Raw genomic sequence first — 18,555 nt, forward strand, 5'->3', positions numbered from 1 at the left:
TCGCACATCACATTTAAGTTTTTGTGCCGAACCGTGACGGAAGGAGCCTACCGGCGTCGCTTCGCGACCGCGAGCGCGACGCTCGCGGTCGCGACCACGAGGGCGAGTGCGCCCACGACCTTCCCCGCGCCGCCGGACCCGCCCTCGGACTCGTCGGTCTCGTCCATCGACCCGACCTCGGCACCCGCTCGCACGCCGGTGTCGCCCCCGCCGCGGAGTCTGGCGGCGAGCAGTCCGATTCCGACCACGAGCGCGAGCAGGCCGACGAGCTTGACCGCCCGTCCGCCGGAGTCCGAGTCCGAGCGCTTTCCAGCGGTTCGGGCTCGGTCGGTGGACCCGCCGGTCCCCGGCCGTTCCTCGATTATCGCGGGTTTGTGGAGATTGACTTCGATGAGCGCCATCGGCGGCGATTCAACGGACGGACGGGTATAGGTTGCGGCTAGACACCGTCCAGTTCGTCGCTCGCGTCCCGGAACAGGCCGTCCAGAATCTCCGGCGTCGTGGGGTGGTACGCCCTATCGGGGACCTCGCGAACGTCCATCTCCTTCTCCACGAGGACCTGCATCGTCTTTGCCATCGCGTCGGCGTGGTAGTGGAGGCCCTGATACCCGAGCACCGTCCCGTCCTCGGCGTCCACGACGAGTTTGGCGAGTCCCTCGGGGACCGCCTTGGTCGCGAACACGCCGTCGTCGCTCGCCTCGCGGGTGACCGCCACGTAGTCGCGGTCGGCGGCGGCCGCCGCGGTCTCGGAGACGCCGACCCGGGCGAAGGGGTAGACGCCCGCGCCCGAGAAGACGACGTGATGGTGGACGTTGTCGTACTCCCGGAGGTCGTCGCCGTCGCGGTGGGCGAGGACGTTGTCGGCCGCGGTGAACCCCTGCTCCTTCGCGACGTGGAGGATTGGCTCGCGGCCGTTGGCGTCGCCGACCACGAACACCCGGCCGTTCTCGCTTGCCTGCATCGTGTCCTCGACCCACCCGGGTCCGGGGTCGATGGGTGTGTTCTCCAGTCCGATTCCGTCGACCGCGGGGCGACGACCCGTGAAGGCGAACAGTTGGTCGGCTTCGACCGCATCGGCGTCCCCGTTCTCGTCCTCGACGTGGAGGCGAACCCCGTCGTCGTCGGTCGCCTCGACCGATTGCTCGGACGTGTTCGTCAGCACTTCGACGCCGAACTCCTCGCGGTAGAGGTCGAGCAGGGTCTCGCCGAAGGCGTCGTCGGCCTCGTCGAGCGGGTAGTCGTCGTGTTCGATCACGGTGAGGTCCATCCCGGCCGCCTCCGAGAGGTACGGGACCAGTTCGAGGCCGACGTAGCCAAAGCCCATCACGACGCCCGAGTCGGGGAACTCGGTCGCATCCAGTACGTCGGCGCTGGTCATGTACTCCACGTCGTCGAGACCGGGCAGGTCGGGGACGTCGACGGTCGACCCGGTGGCGACGACCACGTAGTCGGCCTCGACCTCGCGGTCGCCTATCGCGACCGTGCGGTCGTCGAGGAACCGCGCGGTCTCGCGGTGGAACGCGACGGTTTCGCGGTCGGCGAGCATGTCGACCGCGGCCCGGCGGTGAGCCGCGAAGTTCGCGACGTGGTCGTCCTTGGTCTCGACGACGGCTTCGAGGTCGACCTCGGGCGTCCCCTCGATTCGGTCGTCGTGACGCGCCTGAAAGCGGTGTTCGGCCGCAGAGAGCACCTCCTTCGAGGGCATGCACCCCCGGAGGATACAGAGGCCGCCGCCGGGGTCGCCGTCGTCGGCCAGAACCAGTTCCACGTCCTCGGCGTCGGCCAACCGTTTCGCGACCGCGACTCCGGCGCTCCCGTAGGCTCCGATGATGACGACGCGCGTAGGCATACCGCGAGAGAACGGGGGCGGCCCCATTAGTCGTTGGCTTCGCGACACGCGAAGCCGGAAAACGGGGGCGGAGCGAGCGGTCGCCGACCCCGGCCGCGCTCCTCGCGCTCGCGCTACCGCGAGATTTCGCCGCCCTCCTCGGCCAGCACGCGCTCGACCTCCGCGGGCGTGACCACGGCCACGTCGCCAGCGACCGTGCGCTTGAGCGCGGCGGTCGCCGCGCCGTACTCCAGCGCCGCCGAAATCCCGTCGCCCGCGAGTCGGCGCGCGAGGAATCCGCCGACGAAGGCGTCGCCGGTCCCGATGGGGTCGAGGGTGTCGGTCTCGAACGCGGCCTGCTCGTGGGTCTCGCCGCCGTGGCGCGCGAGCGCGCCCTCCGCGCCGCAGGTGACGACGACCGTCTCGAAGTCGAACTCGTCGGCGAGTCCGACCGCGATGGCCTCGGGGTCGCCCTCGCGCGCGAGCACCTGCCGGGCGTCGCGCTCGGCGGTGACCAGCACGTCCACGTCGGGAAAGAGGCCTTCGAGCGTCTCGCGGGCCTCCCCGGGCGACCAGAGCTTCGACCGGTAGTTCACGTCGAACGCGGTGGTCGTCCCGGCGTCGGTCGCCGCCGCGAGCAGGTCGGCGGTGGTCGATTCGAGCGTCGGAGAGAGCGCGGGGGTGATGCCGCAGGTGAAGAAGTACTCGGCGTCCCGGACCCTGGAGACCGGAAGCTCCTCGAACTCCGCAGTCGTGACCGCCGCGCCCTCGCGGTCGTAGACCACGTTGGTCCCGCGGGGCCTGCCGCCGTGTTCGAGGTAGTAGGTGCCCTGTCGGCCCTCGTCGGCCCAGACCGCGTCGGTCTCGACGCCGTGCTGGCGCAGGCCCGCGACGACTCGCCGCCCCGGCGGCGAGTCGGGGAGCTTCGAGGTCCAGACCGCCTCGGCACCGAGTCGCGCGGCCGCCACCGCGACGTTGCTCTCGGCGCCCGCTGCCCGGAGTTCGAGGTCGTCGGCGGTCTCCAGTCGCTCGCCCTGCGGGGGCGAGAGGCGCAACATCGTCTCGCCGAACGTCACGAGGTCGGTCATACGTCGCCAATCGCCCCGGCGGGCCATAATTTACTCGGTCGTCGATACGTTCTCCGAGAAGCGTCGAGACCGCCCGAGTAGATTCGGGTCGCTCTCCGCGACCGAAATCGGGACTCGCTTTCCGGACTCGCTTGCCGGGTTCTCGTTCGCGGTGCAGAAGTTGCCCCTGTCAGCCGACCTAACCGACCGCGCCGCGTTGTCTCCGACGAGCATGACCGACTCCGAATCCGAACCCGAATCCGACGCCGAACCCGACGCTCGCGGGTTCCACACCGAGAGCGTCCACGCCGGACAGGACCCCGACCCGACCACGGGCGCGCGGGCACCGCCCATCTACCAGACCACCTCGTACGTCTTCGACGACGCCGAACACGCCGCCTCGCTGTTCGCGCTCGAAGAGCCGGGCAACATCTACAGCCGCATCATGAACCCGACGAACGCGACGCTGGAGCAGCGACTCGCGACGCTCGAAGGCGGCGTCGCGGCGCTCGCGACCGCCAGCGGGATGGCCGCGCTGGACCTCGCCACCTTCGTCCTCGCGGGGAAGGGCGACAACGTGGTGACGGCGTCGTCGCTGTACGGCGGCACCTACACCTACTTCACCCACACCGCGCCCCGGCGGGGCGTCGAGGCGACGTTCGTCGACACCCTCGACTACGACGCCTACGACGAGGCCATCGACGACGACACCGCGTTCGTCCACCTCGAAACCATCGGCAACCCCGCGCTGGTCACCCCGGACATCGAGCGAATCGCCGACATCGCCCACGACCACGACGTGCCGCTGGTCGTGGACAACACCTTCGCGACGCCAGCCCTCTGCAACCCCATCGAACACGGTGCCGACGTGGTCTGGCACTCGACCACCAAGTGGATTCACGGCAGCGGCTCGACCATCGGCGGCGCGCTCGTCGACGGCGGTAGCTTCCCGTGGGAGGACGGCGACTTCCCCGAAATCGCGGCCGAGAACCCCGCCTACCACGGCGTGAACTTCCGCGAGCGGTTCGGCGACGCGGCGTTCGCCTACGCCGCTCGGGCCCGGGGGCTCCGGGACCTCGGCAATCAGCAGTCGCCGTTCGACGCGTGGGTCACCCTCCAGAAGCTTGAGTCGCTCCCCCTGCGCGTCGAGAAGCACTGCGAGAACGCGCTGGCGGTCGCGCGGTTCCTCGACGACCACGACGAGGTGGCGTGGGTCAACTACCCCGGACTGGAGAGCCACGAGACCCACCAGAACGCGAGCGAGTATCTGGAGGGCGGCTACGGCGGGATGATAACGTTCGGGCTGGAAGGAGGGTACGACGCCGGGCGGGCGGTCACCGAGGAGGTCGAACTCGCCAGCCTGCTCGCGAACGTCGGCGACGCCAAGACCCTGCTCATCCACCCCGCGAGCACCACCCACCAGCAGTTGACCGAGGACGAGCAGTTGGCCAGCGGGACGACCCCGGACCTCGTTCGCCTCTCGGTCGGCATCGAAGATGTCGAGGACATCGTCGCCGACCTAGAGCAGGCCATCGAGGCGGCGAGCGCGAACGCCTGAGGCCGGTCGGCTCGGGGGCGACGCCGGTCCGACCGGCGTCGCCCCCCGAGCCACAAGGCTTTCACCGCGGGGGTCTCGACCGGACGACGTATGCGACGACTCACCGCCGCGATAGCGCTGGCGTTGCTCGTATCGCTCGCCGGATGTTCGGGAGCCGTCGGCGACCCGTTCGCCGCCGACGAGACCGACGCCGCCGCAGGCGACGTGGTGACGGCGACCGACGCGTCGGCGAACGCGACCGGCGTCGACCACACCCTCCGCGTCGAGGCGAACGAATCGACCGCAGGGAGCGAACTGGAGTCGGTCTCCGCAACCTACCCGCGCGAGGCGTTCGAGGTCGAGGGGGCCAAGCACGGCGCGGTCGAGCTGGGCGTCGACACCGACGGCGACGGCGACGCCGAGCGCGAGTTCAACGAGAGCCACGTCAGCGGCGTCAACAACAACGAGTACTCGTTCACCGTCGAACTCGACACGGGGTACGCGCTCGACCGCGGCGACGCGGTCGTGGTGACGTATCCCGCGGTCGACAACCCCGACGAGTCGGGCGAGTACGAGGTCGCGGTGACGCTCAACGACGACCAGACCGAGAACGGTACGCTCGCCGTCGAGGCGTAGCGCGGCGAGCGCTCCCGGACGGTCCCGCAGTTGCGCCGACTCAGTCCTCCCTTCTCCGACCCGCGTGGCCCGGATAGTCGCGCTCGAACCGGTCGTCTATCTCCTCGGCGCTGAACTCGATTATCACCGGGCGGCCGTGGGGGCAGGCGTAGGGGTTCTCGCAGTCGTCGAGCGCCGACAGGAGTTCGACGACCGACCCCTCGCGCAGGGAGGTGTTGCCCGTGATGGAGGGGTAACAGGCGAGGTCGGCGAGCAGGTCGTCGGCGACCTGCTCGACGGTGTCGCCGCGGTCGTCGGCGTCGGTCGAGACGAACTCCCCGAGCGCGTCCCGGAGGAGTTCGGGGTCGAGGGTCGAGTCGAGGACGGTCGGGGCGGTCCGGACCCTGACGGTTCGGCTCGCGGCGTCGGCGCTCGCTCGCTCCGCGCGCTCGGCGCGAAAGCCGAGCGTCTCCAGCGCCTCGCGGTACTCGTCGAACACCGCGGCCTCGCCCGCGGTGAGTTCGAGTTCGACCGGCTGGGCGAGCATCTGGGTCGTCGTGTCGTCGGCGAACTCCGCGGCGAGTCGCTCGTAGTTGACCCGCTCGTCGGCGGCGTGCTGGTCCACGAGGACGAGTCCGTCGGGCGTCTCGGCGACGACGTAGGTGTCGTGGAGTTGACCCAGAATCCGCATCCGCGGAAGCCGGTCGAACTCGGGGTCGGGGGTCGGGTCGCCCGCGAGCGTCTCGGCCTCGGTCGGGGCCGAGAACTTCCGGTCGGAGTCGGCGACCGAGGAGGTGTCCGCAGTCGGGCGAGTATCGACAGTCGGGTCGGAGTCGGCCGCCGAGTCGGCCTCGGCGGCCGACTCCGGGGCGCGGGAACGAGACGACCCCTCGCCCGATTCCGAGGGCCCGGACGCCGCCGACGGCGGCGTCCGGGCCGTCTCCGCCTCGGTCACCGAGTTCGCAGAGGTCGCGTCCCCGGTCGAGCCCACGGAGCGTGCGTTTGCGGGCGAATCTACGGGTCCCTCGTTCGCGGTCGACTCCGAGACCCGCGAGTCGTCGGTCGGGGTCGACTGAGCCGACGAGTCCGTCTCTGGATTCGAATCCGCACCCGACTCGCCATCCGCGCCCAGCGTCGCCTGCTCGCGAGGGCGGTCGTCGGTCCCCGTCGCCAGTTCGGCCTGCTCGCTCTCGTCGGCGCGCTCGGGTTCGACGCGGGCCTCCTCGGGGGCGCTCGCGCCCCGCGGGGCCGACGACCGGACGAGGCCGTGGTCGAGCAGGGCGTCCTCGACCGCGCGCTCGACCGCCGCCTTCACGGCCGACTCCTTCTCCCAGCGACACTCCATTTTCCTCGGGTGGACGTTCACGTCGACCTCGCTCGGGGGCACGTCCACGAACAGGACGGCGAAGGGGTAGCGCTCCGCGGAGAGCTGGCCGCCGTACGCCGAGAGGACGGCGTCTCGGACGACGGGAGAACTCACGTACCGGCCGTTGACGTAGGTCGAGAGGTACTCGCGGGTGCTTCGAGTGGTCTCGGGGTCGCTCACGTAGCCCGAGATCGAGACGCCCGCGTCGCTTTCGTCGCCTTCGACTCGAATCATCGACGTGGCGACCTCCCGGCCGTACACCGACAGGAGCGCCGACTGGAGGTCCCCCCGGCCGGTCGTGGCGAACACCTCGCGGCCGTCGTGGGTCAGCGACACGGCCACGTCGGGGTTTGCGAGCGCGTACCGGGTGACCACGGTGTTGACGTGCGAGAACTCCGTGGTCGTGGTCTTGAGGTACTTGCGGCGCGCGGGGGTGTTGTAGAAGAGGTCGGCGACCTCCACGGTGGTCCCCTCGGGACGCCCCGCGGAACCGACCGACGCGACCTCGCCCTCGTCCATCCGGAGTTCGGTGGCGCGGTCGCCCTCTCGCGGTTTCGTCGTGATGGTCACCCGAGCGACCGCGCCGATGGTGTGGAGCGCCTCGCCCCGGAAGCCCAGCGTCGTCACGCCCGAATCGAGGTCGTCTGCGTCCTCGATTTTGCTGGTGGTGTGTTCGCGGACCGCGGCGCGCACGTCGGCCTCGCTCATGCCGACGCCGTCGTCGCTGACGACGATGCGGTCGGTGCCGCCCGATTCGACCGTCACGTCGATGCGGTCGGCGTCGGCGTCGAGGCTGTTCTCGACCAGTTCCTTGACGACCGAGGCGGGGCGCTCGACCACCTCGCCCGCCGCGATCTTCCGGATGGTGTCGTCGTCGAGTCGGGTGATTCGGTTGGTGTCGGTCATTGCTGTCCTCGCGGGAGAGTCGCTAGCGCCTACGACGAACGGGGGTGGTTTCAATCCATTGCTGACCCCCGCGTGGCTCCGAGGGGCGTGGACGCCGAACAGTATATTTTACATATATTATAGCCATAGAAATTTTTATTATCGTGTAGATTTTAGATAGATTGTGGTAGAAAATAATCCCGACCACAGCGATGACGTATCGAATCTCGGCCGCAGGACCGTCCTGAAGGCGACTTCCGGTGCCCTCGTGGGCGTCGGTCTGGGCGGCGTCGCGAGCGCCAGCGGCGACGGGAAGAACGACGAGCGGGTCGAAGGCGAGGTCCCCTACCCCGACCACAGCAAACTCCTCGTCGACGACTCGCTCACGTCGCTCACTCCCCGGTACCACCTGCTGACGGTGGACGAGGACCGATTGCTCGAACTGGTCGAGGCGGCGAAACTGGACGAGGCCGACGAGCAAGAGGCCCGCGACAGCCTCAAGGACCTCTGGTCGACCTACGAGGTCCGCAAGGTCCGCGACGGGAAGGACTTCGTCCTCACGCTCGACGACGACGGCCCGAGCGCGCTCGGCGGGAAGGACGAGGCCGAGAAGTTCTCGACCGCCGGAGAGGCCGTCTCCTTCGGGTTCGCCAAGCGTAACGGCGGGCGCAACGAGATCGGTGCCCAGTGGTACGGTTCGACCCACAAGACCATGACGAGGGACGTGCTGGAGAGTCACTTCGACCTCTACAGCTACGAGGAAGACGACATCGTCGAGTACTCCCCGAAGCCCGACACGAACCCGTGTGACGGCTGTGGGCAGTGGGTCGAGTCGGCCGACTGGCCCAGCTGGGTCAAGGACGCCGTCAAGAAGGGGCTCAACGAGTTCGCCCACCACTACGGCCACTACTACGACCCCAACCACTACACCGTCGACCTCGGGTACGGCATCACCATCGAGTTCAACGGTCTGGGCGGCGCACCGTGGTTCTGCGAGTACGAGATGGGCGAGGCCGAGGACACCTCCTACTCGACCCAGCGCGAACACCTCGGACGTGCGATCCACTACGTCCAGGACGTGTCGGTGCCCCTCCACAGCGGCATGGGCATCGAGCAGATGAACCTCGAACTCGACTGCGACTTCGACGGCTGTGAGGTCCTCGACCCCTACTACGACCTCCACTACAGCTACGAGGAGTGGGTCAAGAACAACCTCACCTCGGGCGAGAACTTCCTCGACGACTGCACGATGATCGCCTACAACAACGACCCCTTCGACTGCGTCGAGAACGTCGCCGACGAGGGCAACAGCTACGCCTACGAGGTGTTCCACCTCGTGAAGGAGAACGGGACGGACTTCGATAGCTGGAGTTCGACCGACTACGACGACCTCGTCGAAGCGACCGCCAACTCCCTGAGCCACGGCTACGGCTACACCCACGCGCTCGTCGAACAGCTCTACTGAACCCGGGAGTCCGTCTTCGACGCTCGTCCGAACGACCTCCGTCGGCCGACGGAGGTCGTTCGGCTGACGAGTACCTGAGGACTTCCCGACGGTTTTTCTGCCGGTTACCCGACGATTGTCCGACCATCGAACCGGTCGAACCCGGGACGACTGACCGACCGCGGTCGGTCAGTCGTCCCGGATTCGGAGCGTCGTGCGGTAGTAACTGCCCCCGTACTCGTAGTGGCGACTCCACGTCCGAGCGCCCGACTCGTCGGGCGGGGTCGGGTCCTCTATGGCGAGGCGTTCGATGACCTCCTCGAACGCCTCGGATATCGGCTCGCGCTCGTCGTGCACGCCGCCGTCGGCCGCCTCCAGAACGTCGGCGACCGCCTCGGTCGGCTCGTCGAACGTAGCGTCGACGTGGTCGGCGAGAATTTCGCGCAACTCGGATTCGGAGTCGGCCACGCGCTCGGCCTCGTGGACGTACCGTCGGGTCTCGACGCTCCCCCTCTCGGCGCGAGCGCGCAGGGTCTGTGGCTCGTCGAGGAATTCGGTGTCGGGGTCGACTCGAACGTACTCGAACGGCGGGTCCGGAACGAGGTCGCTGTCGCCGGGGTCCAGCGGCTCGAAGTAGACCACGCCGCGCTCGCCTCGGGGTCTCGCGGCGATGTCGTCGTCGTCGACGACCGCTCCGATGGCGTCCTGGGCCGCCCGCTCGACGATGTCGGCGTCGAGGTCCGACAGCCCCTCGCCGGGGTCCTCGACCGGGTCGACGCCGTCGGGCGCGTCCTCGACCGGTTCGAACCAGAACTCCCACCGGTCGAGCGACGCCTCTTCGACTTCGGTCACGGCGACCCGGTAGTACGCGCCCTCGTGTTCGGCGTAGGCTGGCGTCGGGGAGCCGTCGGGTTCGTAGGGCGCGATGGGCTGGGCCTCGGTCGTCAGCGTTCCGGAGTCGAGCAGTTCCGCGACGAGCGCGTCGGCGTGGTAGCGAACGTGGAGCGTTCCGCGCCGGGGTTCCCACGCGAACAGGTCGGTCAGCGAGGTGCCGCCCGACGGACTGCTCAACAGGGAGTAGCGCGCGCCGTCGTCCGAGAGGACCGAACAGCCGGGAAGCACGCCGACGAGGCCGATGCCAGCGAGTCGCAGCGCGTCCCGGCGAGAGGGTTGGAGGACCATTTCTATCGGAGGTGCGTGGACGCCGGGGATAAGTTTTCTGCAGAAGAGGTGGGAGAGATACAAATCGCGGTCAGTCGCCGTCGAGTCGCTGTTTCCACTCCTGAGCCCTGTTCAGGAGCTCGACCGGGGCGGTGTCGCTCACCGACAGTTCGGCGAGCTCTTCGAGGACGGCCTCTGCGTCCTCGCCGAACCGCTCGCGGAGGTCGTCCTCGGGGTCGGTCGGACCGGTCGCGTCGCTCTCGGTCGGTTCTCGGATCTCGTCCTCCGTCCGGAGTTCGCCGCTTCCCACGTCGAAGACGACCTGTTTCGTCCCGCCCGACCCCCCGCCCTTGGTCTCGATGGCCTCGTCGGCCCGGAGCTTTTCGAGCACGTCTCTGGAGCGCTCGACGACCGGGCCGGGCACGCCCGCGAGGTCGGCGACGTGGATGCCGTACGACCGGTCGGTCGGTCCCTCCTCGACGGTCCGGAGGAAGGTCACGTCGTTCGATTCGTCGGCCGGACGGGACTCCGTCCCGCTGGAAGACGGCGGTTCGCCGTCGACCGCGACGTGGACGTTCGCCACTCGGTCGAGGTGGTCGGCGAGGGTGGTGAGCTCGTGGTAGTGGGTGGCGAACAGGGTCTTCGCTCGGACCTCGTTGTGGAGGTACTCGGTGGCGGCCCACGCGATGGAGATGCCGTCGTAGGTCGCGGTTCCCCGGCCCACCTCGTCGAGAATCACGAGCGACTGGTCGCTGGCGGAGTGGAGGATGTTGCTGAGTTCCTGCATCTCGACCATGAACGTCGACCGACCCTGCGCGAGTTCGTCGAGCGCGCCGACCCGGGTGTAGATGCCATCGACGAGACCTATCTCTGCGGATTCGGCGGGGACGAAGCTCCCGACCTGCGCGAGCAGGGTTATCAGGGCGACCTGACGCATGTAGGTCGACTTGCCCGACATGTTGGGGCCGGTCACCACGAGGAACTGGCGGTCGCCGCCGAGTTCGGCGTCGTTGGGGACGAACTCGGTGGTGCGCTCGACCACGGGGTGGCGACCCGCCTCGATGCGGAGGTCGCCCGACTCACGGAGGTCGGGGCGGACCCAGTCGTTCTCGACCGCGTGGACCGCGAGCGACGCCAGCGCGTCGATTTCGGCGAGCGCGCGGCCGACCGACTGGAGGAGGTCGGCGCGCGCGGCGACACGGTCGCGGAGGTCGGCGAACAGCTCGTACTCCAGCTCCCCGCGGCGCTCTTCGAGGCGCAGAATCTCGCGTTCGCGCTCGTCGAGTTCGTCGGTGGTGTAGCGCTCGGAGTTCTTGAGGCTCTTGAGCCGGTCGTAGTGGTCGGGGACCTTCTCGGTCTCGGACTTGCCGACCTGAATGTAGTAGCCGTCGGTCTTGTTGCGGTCGACCTGGAGGTGTGCGATGCCGTGTGCGCGCTTCTCGCGGTCGTCCAGCGTGTCGAGCCACTCCTCGGCCTCCTCGTGGCGCTCGATGAGTTCGTCGAGTTCGTCGTCGTGGCCGCGCCGGAAGAGGCCGCCCTCGGTAATCGTTCCGGGCGGGTCGTCGGCGAGCGCGTCGAGTTCCCCGGCGAGCGCGGCGGCCGCCTCGCGGTCGGGCCGGGCGACGATATCCGCGAGGGGCGACCCCGACAGTCGGGGGTCGCTGGCGATGGCGTCGGCGACCTGCGGCAGGAGGGCGAGCGTCTCGCGGACCCGGAGGAGGTCGCGGGCGTCTGCGCTCCCGTGGGCCGACCTGCTCGCGAGCCGTTCGAGGTCGTAGGCGTCGCCGAGCGTCTCCCGGAGGCCCTCGCGGGCCAGCGCGGAGTCGGCGAGCGCGGCGACCGAGTCGCCGCGCTCGCGGAGGGTCCCGAGGTCGCGGCGCGGTCGCTGGAGCCACTCCCTGAGGCGGCGCTTGCCCGGACTCGTGACGGTGTGGTCGATGGTCGAAAAGAGCGACCCCTCCCGGTCGCCCTGCATCGTCTCGGTGAGTTCGAGGTTTCGCTGGGTCGTCGCGTCGAGTTCGACGTGGTCGTCGCCCCGGAAGCGCCGGAGGCGGGTCATCGACGCCCGGACGCCCGTGCCGGTCTCCTCGACGTACGAGAGGAGCGCGCCCGCCGCCCGCACCTCGGGGCGCTCGTCGCCGTCGAGTCCGAGGCTGTCGAGGGTCTCCGCGCCGAACTGCTCGCGGGTCGCGTGAGTCGCCCGGCCGGGCGCGAACGCCTCCGCGCGGTGGACCGAGAGGACGGCGTCGGTGCGCTCGCGCACCCGGTCGAGGAAGGCGTCGTCGTTGCGAACGTCGGGGCCCGGCAGGACCTCCGCGGGGTCGAACCGATAGAGTTCGGTGAACGCCCGGGCGGTCGCGTCCTCCGGGTCGGACCCCGACGCGTCGGTCACGAGGAACCGGCCAGTGGTCACGTCGGCGAACGCGAGGCCGTAGCGGTCGTCGGCGACCCGGACCACCGCCGCGATGTACCGCGCGTCGGCGTCGGCGGTCTCCAGCAGGGTGCCCGGCGTCACGACCCGGGTTATCTCGCGGGCGTGGCCGTCTGCGGTCTCGTGCTGGTCGGCGACCGCGACCCGGTAGCCCCGCTCGACCAGCCCCTTGAGGTGGGGGGTGAGCTTGTCGACCGGGACGCCCGCCATCGGGTAGTTCGAGCCGTGGCTCGACTTCTGGGAGACCTTCAGGTCGAGGAGGGCGGCCACTTCCTCGGCGTCGTCGCCGAAGAACTCGTAGAAGTCCCCGACCTGCATCACGAGGAAGTCGGCGTCGGTCTCTGCCTTGAGCGAGAGGAACTCGCCGACGATGCCGGTCGCCTCGGTGTCAGTCTCGGACACGGCGACCACCTCCCCGGAGGGGCGAGCGCGCGAGTAGAGTCATGGTGGAATCGAAGGAGCGAGCGCGACTAAAACGGTGCGGGTTCGGCGCGAGGGGCATTCGAGAGATTGGATTTCGGCGTCGTCGCGAACTCCGACGGTGTTACCACGAAGTCGTAGAAAGCCCCCGGGCGCTCGCGGCCGGCCCCTTTCGGTCCCACCCACGGCGGTTGGTCGGACAGTCGCTTCCCGGCGGCTGGTCGGATAGCAATCGCTCGTGGGAAAGTCCCTCCGGCGCGAAAATCGAAATCCGCCTCGCCTCAGGCCTTCGCCTGATAGCCAGCGTCCTCGACGGCGGCGACGAGGTCATCGTCGGGCGCGTCGCCCTCGACGGTCACGGAGTCGGTCTCGTTGTCGGCGTCGGCGTCCTCCACGCCGGGCACGTCGCGGAGCGCGTTCTCGACCGTTTCCTCACAGCCGCCACAGCTCATGCCTTCGACGGTGATCTGTTTTGCCATGATCGAACGTAGGCGCTCGTCCCTTTTCCGGGTTTCCCCTTTGGACGTTCGAGTTCGGAGCGCGTTCGGTTCGGAAAGTGAGGCCTCGCGGGCAGGTATCTTTGAATCCAAAGCCGTCTTCGCGGGGTCGGGAGCCGTCCCGAGTTCCGCGACGCCGGGACCGCAGGCGGTCGCCGGAATGTCGGTGCGACGGCGACGGCCCGAGCGCGCCGAACTCGGCGCGCTCGGGCGGCTTGAACCCTTAGCCTCAACGAATAAACGTCGGTCCGTCGTAGTCCTGTTCCGCGATGGCACTACAACAGCTCGACGTGAGCGACGAGATGGACGAGTGTATCGACAACTGCTTCGAGGCGACCCAGGCGTGCGAGTGGTGCGCCGACGAATGCATCGACGAGGACGAGGACATGGCCCGGTGCATCCGACTCTGCCGGGACGTGGCCGACATCGCCAGCATGCACGCCCGGTTCATGGTCCGAAGCTCCGAGTTCCACGAGGACCTCGCGGCGACCTGCGCCGACGCCTGCGAGGAGTGCGCCGACGAGTGCGAGCAACACGACCACGAACACTGTCAGGTCTGTGCCGACGTGCTCAGGGAGTGCGCCGAGTCCTGCCGCCAGATGGCGTCCTAGAGCCGCGAGCCGATTTCTTCGGCCAGTTTCCGGGCCGCCGCGACGTGGTCGTCGGCCTCTTCGTTGCCGGTCTTCTCGACGTTAGACAGGAGCATCTCGACCTGTCCGACGCGCTTCTCGACGACGGCTTCCGGCACGTCCGGCCCGACAGCGTCCTCGCAGACCGCCTCGGCCTCGCCGAGCCACCTGCTCGCCGACGCCTCGACGGGCAGGCTGGCGGTCGCTTCGAGGTGGGCGTGCAGGTCGGCGACGAGTTCGGGGAGGTCGTCGTTTTCGGAATCAGTCAAAGTTCTACGAGTGAGGCGGAACGTTTGCCCCGATACCGAACGAGGGGCTACCGTGTCAGTCTCGGTCGTCCTTCGGGCCACCGCTCTTGCTCAGTCGTTCGCGGGTCGGTCGAACTTCACCATCTTCGACGTAGTACGCGTCTCCGAGTAGGTCGCGGATTCGTTCTTCAGAGGGCGCGAGCGTACCGTCACCCCCTGTCGTCAGTTGGTCGGCCATGACGCTACTCCTCGCCCCCGGATTCTTCTTCCGTAGTTAAATACGCTTCGTCGCGTATATAAAGGCAAAGCGTGCCGACGAACACCGACCCGAAAAATAGCGTCAGTAGTTCGACGGAATCGGGCAACCGAATCAGATAGTAGCCGACGGAGAACATCAGCGAAAAGAGCGCACCGACGAGCGCAGCGAGTGCGTATCGAAATCGCCGCGCGTTCCGGGCGATGATGGGTTTGTTCTCCCGAATCGAATCTGCGTACGCTCGGAGGACCACGGTTCGATACGTCCGTCGCTGAACGTGGTCTTCCTTCGCTAACGCGTCTGCGATGTCAGCACTCAGTCCGTAGTCGAACTGCGTGCTCAGGTACGTTATCGTCGCGTAGACGAGGGAGACGAGCAGACCGACCACACCGACCAGAAGTGCGAACGCCCCGGAAAAAGAGCCGTCGTCGATGAAATCACCGTTATTCGTAACCGACGGGACGATGCGAGCGACAGTCGCGATTACGCCGAGGAGAACCCCGACGAAACTGAGGAGTCGAGCCGATTTGGTATCGATTCCGTCTAACGTCGAAACCTGAATATCGAGCATTCGCTCGAATCGGTCGATAGCGTCTCGCCGTGGGTCACTATCTTCGAGCGACGAATCCGACGAATCGGTCGAACCCCGGTGTGTACGTTCGTATCTGCGTCTCTTTCCTCCTCGTCTCCTCACCATGCCCTACGTTCGGTGCATTCCGGTATTTACACGTTAGCACGAATATCGAGTTTCCCGTCGCTACCACACATACTCAGTCAAAACAGTAATGCGGTCGAAGTCCGGGCGTGAGGACATGAACGATCAGGGCGAAGACCGGAACGAGGACACCGAGGAGGCCGGGAACGACCGCGACGAGACCGGAGACGCCGACGACCACGCCCTCCCGCCCGAGGACCTCCGGTACCCCGAGTACGTCTTCGAGAAGGGCGACATCGCCGACGACGGGAGCTTCGACCTCTCGGCCGACCTCGACCGCGGGCAACTCCGCGAGTGGGTCGAGGACCTCGCCGGAGGGCTGGCGAGCCACGACGTTGCGGTCGAGTCGCCCGACGGCTACGTCACGCTCGGGGTGGCTCCCGAGGGCGTCTCGCTGTCGTTCGACCCCGAGGAAGGCGGCGTCGGCGACTTCGAGTTCACGGTCGAGATGCGCGCGAAGGCGATGTTCGTCGCAGACGACCCCGACGGCGAGAAGGTCGGCGCGCGGGGCGGGAAGGGGTTCGTCCCGATAGAGATGCTGACCGGCGAGGCCGAAGCCGACGAGTTCCGGTGTTACAACTGGGTCGACGACCCGACAGAGCCCTGACCGACGATGACGCGCTCGCGGCCCTCCGTCGACCGGATGCTCTCGGCGTCGGTTCACGGAACCGTACTCGTGGTCGCTGGCGGTGCGGTTGTGGCGGTCGGACTCCTGTACGGTCTCGCGGTCGGCGCGACCGTCGCGACGCTCGGTGCGCAGTTGGTCGGCTACGCTCGGTAGGCCGATGGATACCGGGCCGCCGACTCGTTACGAGACCGCGTCCAACAGCGCCAGCACGCGCTCGGCCAACTCCTCCGCGTCCCCCGCGACCACCTTCGTCATCGCCTCCTTGCCGACCTCGCCCCGGTCGACCACCGCGACGGGCGTCCCCGCGACCGACTCGAACGCCCGCCGCGCACCCCACTGCATCGTGGACCCCTCCTGCGCTTTCACCGCGTCGGGTTCCGCACCCCTGTCGTACTCCGCGACCGGCCAGTCGAGCGACTCCAGCGCGGACTCCACGTCCGAATCGAACCGGCAGTTCGCGGCGAACCGCAACGCGGGGTCGAACTCCCGGCAGGCGAGCAGGAAGCGCGCGACGTGGCTCGACGCGCCGAACCGCACGCCCCGGTTGGGCTTCACGCCCGCGAACGTCCGGGTGATGCGACCTTCCACGGCCGCGGTCTCGTCGGGGTCCTCGGCGTAGGGGGTCGCGCCGACGACGTTCATCCCTACTTCGGGAACCAGCGTGGAGGCGTCGGCGTCCGCGAGGTCGGCGACGACCTCGCGGACCGCCTCCGCGGTGGAATCGCGGGCGGCGCGGTTCCGGAGTCCGACCGCGTGGTGGACCGCGCCCGCCCCCTCGCCCGCGTCGAGGGGGTAGCGGACCGCGCGGGCGAGGAAGTCGGTGGCCGCGTCGACCGCGTCGGCGAGGTCGTCGCCGTGGGCGAGTCGCGCCGCGATTGCGGCCGAGAGCGCACAGCCAGAGCCGTGGGTCGCGTCGGTCGCGACGCGGGGGTGTTCGAACGTCCGGGTTCGCTCGGGTGTGACCAGCACGTCCCGGACCGTCTCGCCGGGGACGTGCCCGCCCTTCACCAACGCGGCCGCCGCGCCCATCTCCAGCAGTCGCGCCCCGGCCTCCTCGGCCGACGCGGAACCGACGACATCCACGCCGGTCAGCGCCTCAGCCTCGTCGGCGTTCGGGGTCACGAGGGCGGCCTCCGCGACGAGGCCCTCGTAGGCGGTCTCGGCCTCGGGGTCGAGCAGGCGGTCGCCCGACGCCGCGACCATCACGGGGTCGACGACGAGCGGGAACGCGGCGTCGGCCGCGCGGTCGGCGACCGTCCGGACGACCTCGGCGGTGGCGAGCATCCCGGTCTTCCCCGCCCGCACGTCGAAGTCCCCGCGAACGGCGTCGATCTGGGCCGCGACCTCCTCTGCGGGCAGGACGTGCGTCGACTCGACCCCGCGGGTGTGCTGGGCGGTGACCGCGGTGACCGCGTTCGTCCCGAAGGCGTCGTGGGCCTCGATGGTCTTGAGGTCGGCCTGTATCCCCGCGCCGCCGCCGGAGTCGCTCCCCGCGACGGTGAGAACCGTCGGCTTCGAGACCGGTGCCGGTCGTCGAGTGACTCGGGTGGATTCGCCGTTCATTATCCGGTGGTATGACCAAGTAGTACTTAGTGGTTGATGGTCGGCGGTGGCGGCGAAGCTGAAAAGAGAACGACGGCGTCACCCGACGACGCGTCAACTCGGCAGTCGTCCCGCGCGTTCGAGGACCGCGAGGACGACGATGGAGGCTCCCAGACAGAGGGCGGCGGTGGCGAACACCGAGTCGTAGGTGTAGCCGAGCTCTACGACCTCCCCGAGCGCCGACGACCCGAGCGCCTGACCCAGCATCCAGACCGAACTGAACGCGGCGTAGGCGCTCCCTCGCGTCGAGTCCGGCAACGTATCGAGCATGTAGGTATCCACGGCCGGGAACAGCGAGTGGATGACGAAGCCGACGACGGCGGTGAGCCCGACCAGCGCAGGCAGGCTCTCGGCCCTCGTCAGCAGGAACAGGCTGGCGGCGAACGTCCCGACGATGCCGAGCAGGTACGGAACGTACGGGAGCCGGTCGGCGAGGTCGCCGCCGAAGTAGAACGCCGGGATGCCCGCGGCGAAGATTATCGTGAGCATCGTCCCTGCCATCCCGTCGGAGAGCCCCTTCGACCGCATGTACAGCTCGTAGAAGTTGAACAAGCCCTGCCAGACGAACACCGCCGCGCCGACGATAGCGAGCGCCGTCACGATGATGCGCCACTCCGAGAGCGCCGCCGCGAGGAAGTCGCGGTCGTCGGCACCCGCGTCCGGGAGGTCGGCCCGCGCCGCGGCGACCCACGTATAGGCCGTTATCGCCGCCGCGCCGACCGCGATGGCCCACAGCGAGAGCCGCCAGTCGACCAAGAGCGTGAGCGCGACGAACGGCGCGGCGACCACGGCGGCGACCTGACTCGCGCCCCCGTGGATACCCATGACGCGACCCACGCGAGTCGGGTAGAGTTCGCTCAACAGCGGGTGGGCCGACACGAAGTAAACGCCCGAAGCGAGGCCCATCAGGAAGGCCCCGACCATGAGGTGTCGGACCGTGGTCGCGGTCGCGGCGAGCCCGGACGAGACCGCGAGAATCGCCCCGGAGGCGACCACGACCCGGTGTCTCGGGACCTTGGTGAGGACCCACCCGGTCGGGAGCCGGAGCGAGGCGCTACCGACCCATGTGAGCGTCACGATGAGTCCGGCCGTCGCCTCGCCGATTCCGAACTCGGAGATGAACACGTCCAGCAGGGGCGCAAAGACGATTCTGGCGAGATTGACGAGGAAGACGAGTCCGCAGAGGGAAGCGAAGAGTCGAGCGCGGGCCATGGACGGTATTCCGA

Annotated in this window: 18 protein-coding genes; 6 read left to right on the forward strand and 12 right to left on the reverse strand. The window is 68.6% G+C overall.

Annotated elements, in window-relative coordinates; genetic code table 11:
* Positions 1-47: 47 nt before the first annotated feature.
* The 3 genes from NGM10_RS06795 to kdgK1 all read right to left on the reverse strand — a co-directional run bounded on the left by NGM10_RS06795 (position 48) and on the right by kdgK1 (position 2,916).
* On the reverse strand, positions 48-401 hold the full coding sequence (locus NGM10_RS06795; protein ID WP_253483221.1) for a hypothetical protein: 354 nt from the start codon (positions 399-401) through the stop codon (positions 48-50).
* A gap of 38 nt (positions 402-439) precedes the next feature.
* Positions 440-1,849 carry a dihydrolipoyl dehydrogenase family protein gene (locus NGM10_RS06800; RefSeq protein ID WP_253483224.1) on the reverse strand — a complete coding sequence of 470 codons (1,410 nt, stop codon included), beginning with the start codon at positions 1,847-1,849 and terminating at the stop codon, positions 440-442.
* Positions 1,850-1,962: 113 nt separating this feature from the next.
* Positions 1,963-2,916 (reverse strand): bifunctional 2-dehydro-3-deoxygluconokinase/2-dehydro-3-deoxygalactonokinase, encoded by a 954-nt coding sequence (gene kdgK1 / locus NGM10_RS06805; RefSeq protein WP_253483227.1) that lies wholly within the window; start codon positions 2,914-2,916, stop codon positions 1,963-1,965.
* 211 nt (positions 2,917-3,127) lie between these two features.
* On the opposite strand from kdgK1, the gene NGM10_RS06810 reads away from it, so the two are divergent.
* Both NGM10_RS06810 and NGM10_RS06815 read left to right on the forward strand, forming a co-directional pair.
* A complete protein-coding gene (locus tag NGM10_RS06810; RefSeq protein ID WP_253483230.1) occupies positions 3,128-4,453 on the forward strand; it encodes an O-acetylhomoserine aminocarboxypropyltransferase/cysteine synthase family protein in 1,326 nt (441 codons plus the stop codon).
* 90 nt (positions 4,454-4,543) lie between these two features.
* Positions 4,544-5,068 (forward strand): hypothetical protein, encoded by a 525-nt coding sequence (locus NGM10_RS06815; protein WP_253483232.1) that lies wholly within the window; start codon positions 4,544-4,546, stop codon positions 5,066-5,068.
* Between the two features lie 40 nt (positions 5,069-5,108).
* On the opposite strand, the gene mutL is transcribed toward NGM10_RS06815, so the two are convergent.
* The gene (mutL, locus tag NGM10_RS06820) at positions 5,109-7,319 is read right to left on the reverse strand and encodes a DNA mismatch repair endonuclease MutL (RefSeq protein ID WP_253483235.1); all 2,211 of its coding nucleotides are present in this window, start codon (positions 7,317-7,319) and stop codon (positions 5,109-5,111) included.
* 163 nt (positions 7,320-7,482) lie between these two features.
* On the opposite strand from mutL, the gene NGM10_RS06825 reads away from it, so the two are divergent.
* Positions 7,483-8,763 carry a phospholipase C/P1 nuclease family protein gene (locus NGM10_RS06825; protein ID WP_253483238.1) on the forward strand — a complete coding sequence of 427 codons (1,281 nt, stop codon included), beginning with the start codon at positions 7,483-7,485 and terminating at the stop codon, positions 8,761-8,763.
* Positions 8,764-8,931: 168 nt separating this feature from the next.
* Here the strand turns inward: NGM10_RS06825 and NGM10_RS06830 are convergent, their stop codons facing one another.
* From NGM10_RS06830 to NGM10_RS06840, 3 genes are all read right to left on the reverse strand, one after another.
* A complete protein-coding gene (locus NGM10_RS06830; protein WP_253483241.1) occupies positions 8,932-9,924 on the reverse strand; it encodes a hypothetical protein in 993 nt (330 codons plus the stop codon).
* 70 nt (positions 9,925-9,994) lie between these two features.
* Positions 9,995-12,736, reverse strand: a complete 2,742-nt coding sequence (gene mutS, locus NGM10_RS06835; RefSeq protein ID WP_253483243.1) for a DNA mismatch repair protein MutS — start codon at positions 12,734-12,736, stop codon at positions 9,995-9,997.
* Positions 12,737-13,035: 299 nt separating this feature from the next.
* A complete protein-coding gene (locus tag NGM10_RS06840) occupies positions 13,036-13,233 on the reverse strand; it encodes a heavy-metal-associated domain-containing protein (protein WP_253483246.1) in 198 nt (65 codons plus the stop codon).
* A gap of 287 nt (positions 13,234-13,520) precedes the next feature.
* Between NGM10_RS06840 and NGM10_RS06845 the strand changes: the two genes are divergently transcribed.
* Positions 13,521-13,862 carry a four-helix bundle copper-binding protein gene (locus NGM10_RS06845; RefSeq protein ID WP_253483249.1) on the forward strand — a complete coding sequence of 114 codons (342 nt, stop codon included), beginning with the start codon at positions 13,521-13,523 and terminating at the stop codon, positions 13,860-13,862.
* Here NGM10_RS06845 and NGM10_RS06850 read toward each other — a convergent pair.
* From NGM10_RS06850 to NGM10_RS18410, 3 genes are read right to left on the reverse strand one after another with little or no spacing between them, the layout of a single operon-like run.
* A complete protein-coding gene (locus NGM10_RS06850) occupies positions 13,859-14,149 on the reverse strand; it encodes a DUF8152 family protein (RefSeq protein WP_253483252.1) in 291 nt (96 codons plus the stop codon). The genes NGM10_RS06845 and NGM10_RS06850 overlap by 4 nt on opposite strands.
* Positions 14,150-14,204: 55 nt before the next feature.
* Positions 14,205-14,366, reverse strand: a complete 162-nt coding sequence (locus NGM10_RS06855) for a hypothetical protein (RefSeq protein ID WP_253483255.1) — start codon at positions 14,364-14,366, stop codon at positions 14,205-14,207.
* A gap of 4 nt (positions 14,367-14,370) precedes the next feature.
* Positions 14,371-15,081, reverse strand: coding sequence for a Pycsar system effector family protein (locus NGM10_RS18410; protein ID WP_497007319.1), 711 nt, complete (start codon positions 15,079-15,081; stop codon positions 14,371-14,373).
* A 115-nt stretch (positions 15,082-15,196) separates the two neighbouring features.
* Between NGM10_RS18410 and NGM10_RS06865 the strand changes: the two genes are divergently transcribed.
* Together NGM10_RS06865 and NGM10_RS06870 are read left to right on the forward strand one after the other, a co-directional pair.
* Positions 15,197-15,706: a hypothetical protein gene (locus NGM10_RS06865; RefSeq protein ID WP_253483260.1), complete on the forward strand. Its 510-nt coding sequence runs from the start codon at positions 15,197-15,199 to the stop codon at positions 15,704-15,706.
* 6 nt (positions 15,707-15,712) lie between these two features.
* Entirely contained in the window at positions 15,713-15,880 is a 168-nt protein-coding gene (locus NGM10_RS06870) for a hypothetical protein (RefSeq protein ID WP_253483263.1), read from the forward strand.
* 27 nt (positions 15,881-15,907) lie between these two features.
* Here the strand turns inward: NGM10_RS06870 and thiD are convergent, their stop codons facing one another.
* Together thiD and NGM10_RS06880 are read right to left on the reverse strand one after the other, a co-directional pair.
* Positions 15,908-17,290 (reverse strand): bifunctional hydroxymethylpyrimidine kinase/phosphomethylpyrimidine kinase, encoded by a 1,383-nt coding sequence (gene thiD, locus NGM10_RS06875; RefSeq protein WP_253483265.1) that lies wholly within the window; start codon positions 17,288-17,290, stop codon positions 15,908-15,910.
* Between the two features lie 93 nt (positions 17,291-17,383).
* Complete coding sequence (locus tag NGM10_RS06880) at positions 17,384-18,541, reverse strand: MFS transporter (protein ID WP_253483268.1); 1,158 nt, start codon at positions 18,539-18,541, stop codon at positions 17,384-17,386.
* Positions 18,542-18,555: the final 14 nt, after the last annotated feature.

The organism is Halorussus salilacus, from assembly GCF_024138125.1.
Classification (GTDB): Archaea; Halobacteriota; Halobacteria; order Halobacteriales; family Haladaptataceae; genus Halorussus; species Halorussus salilacus.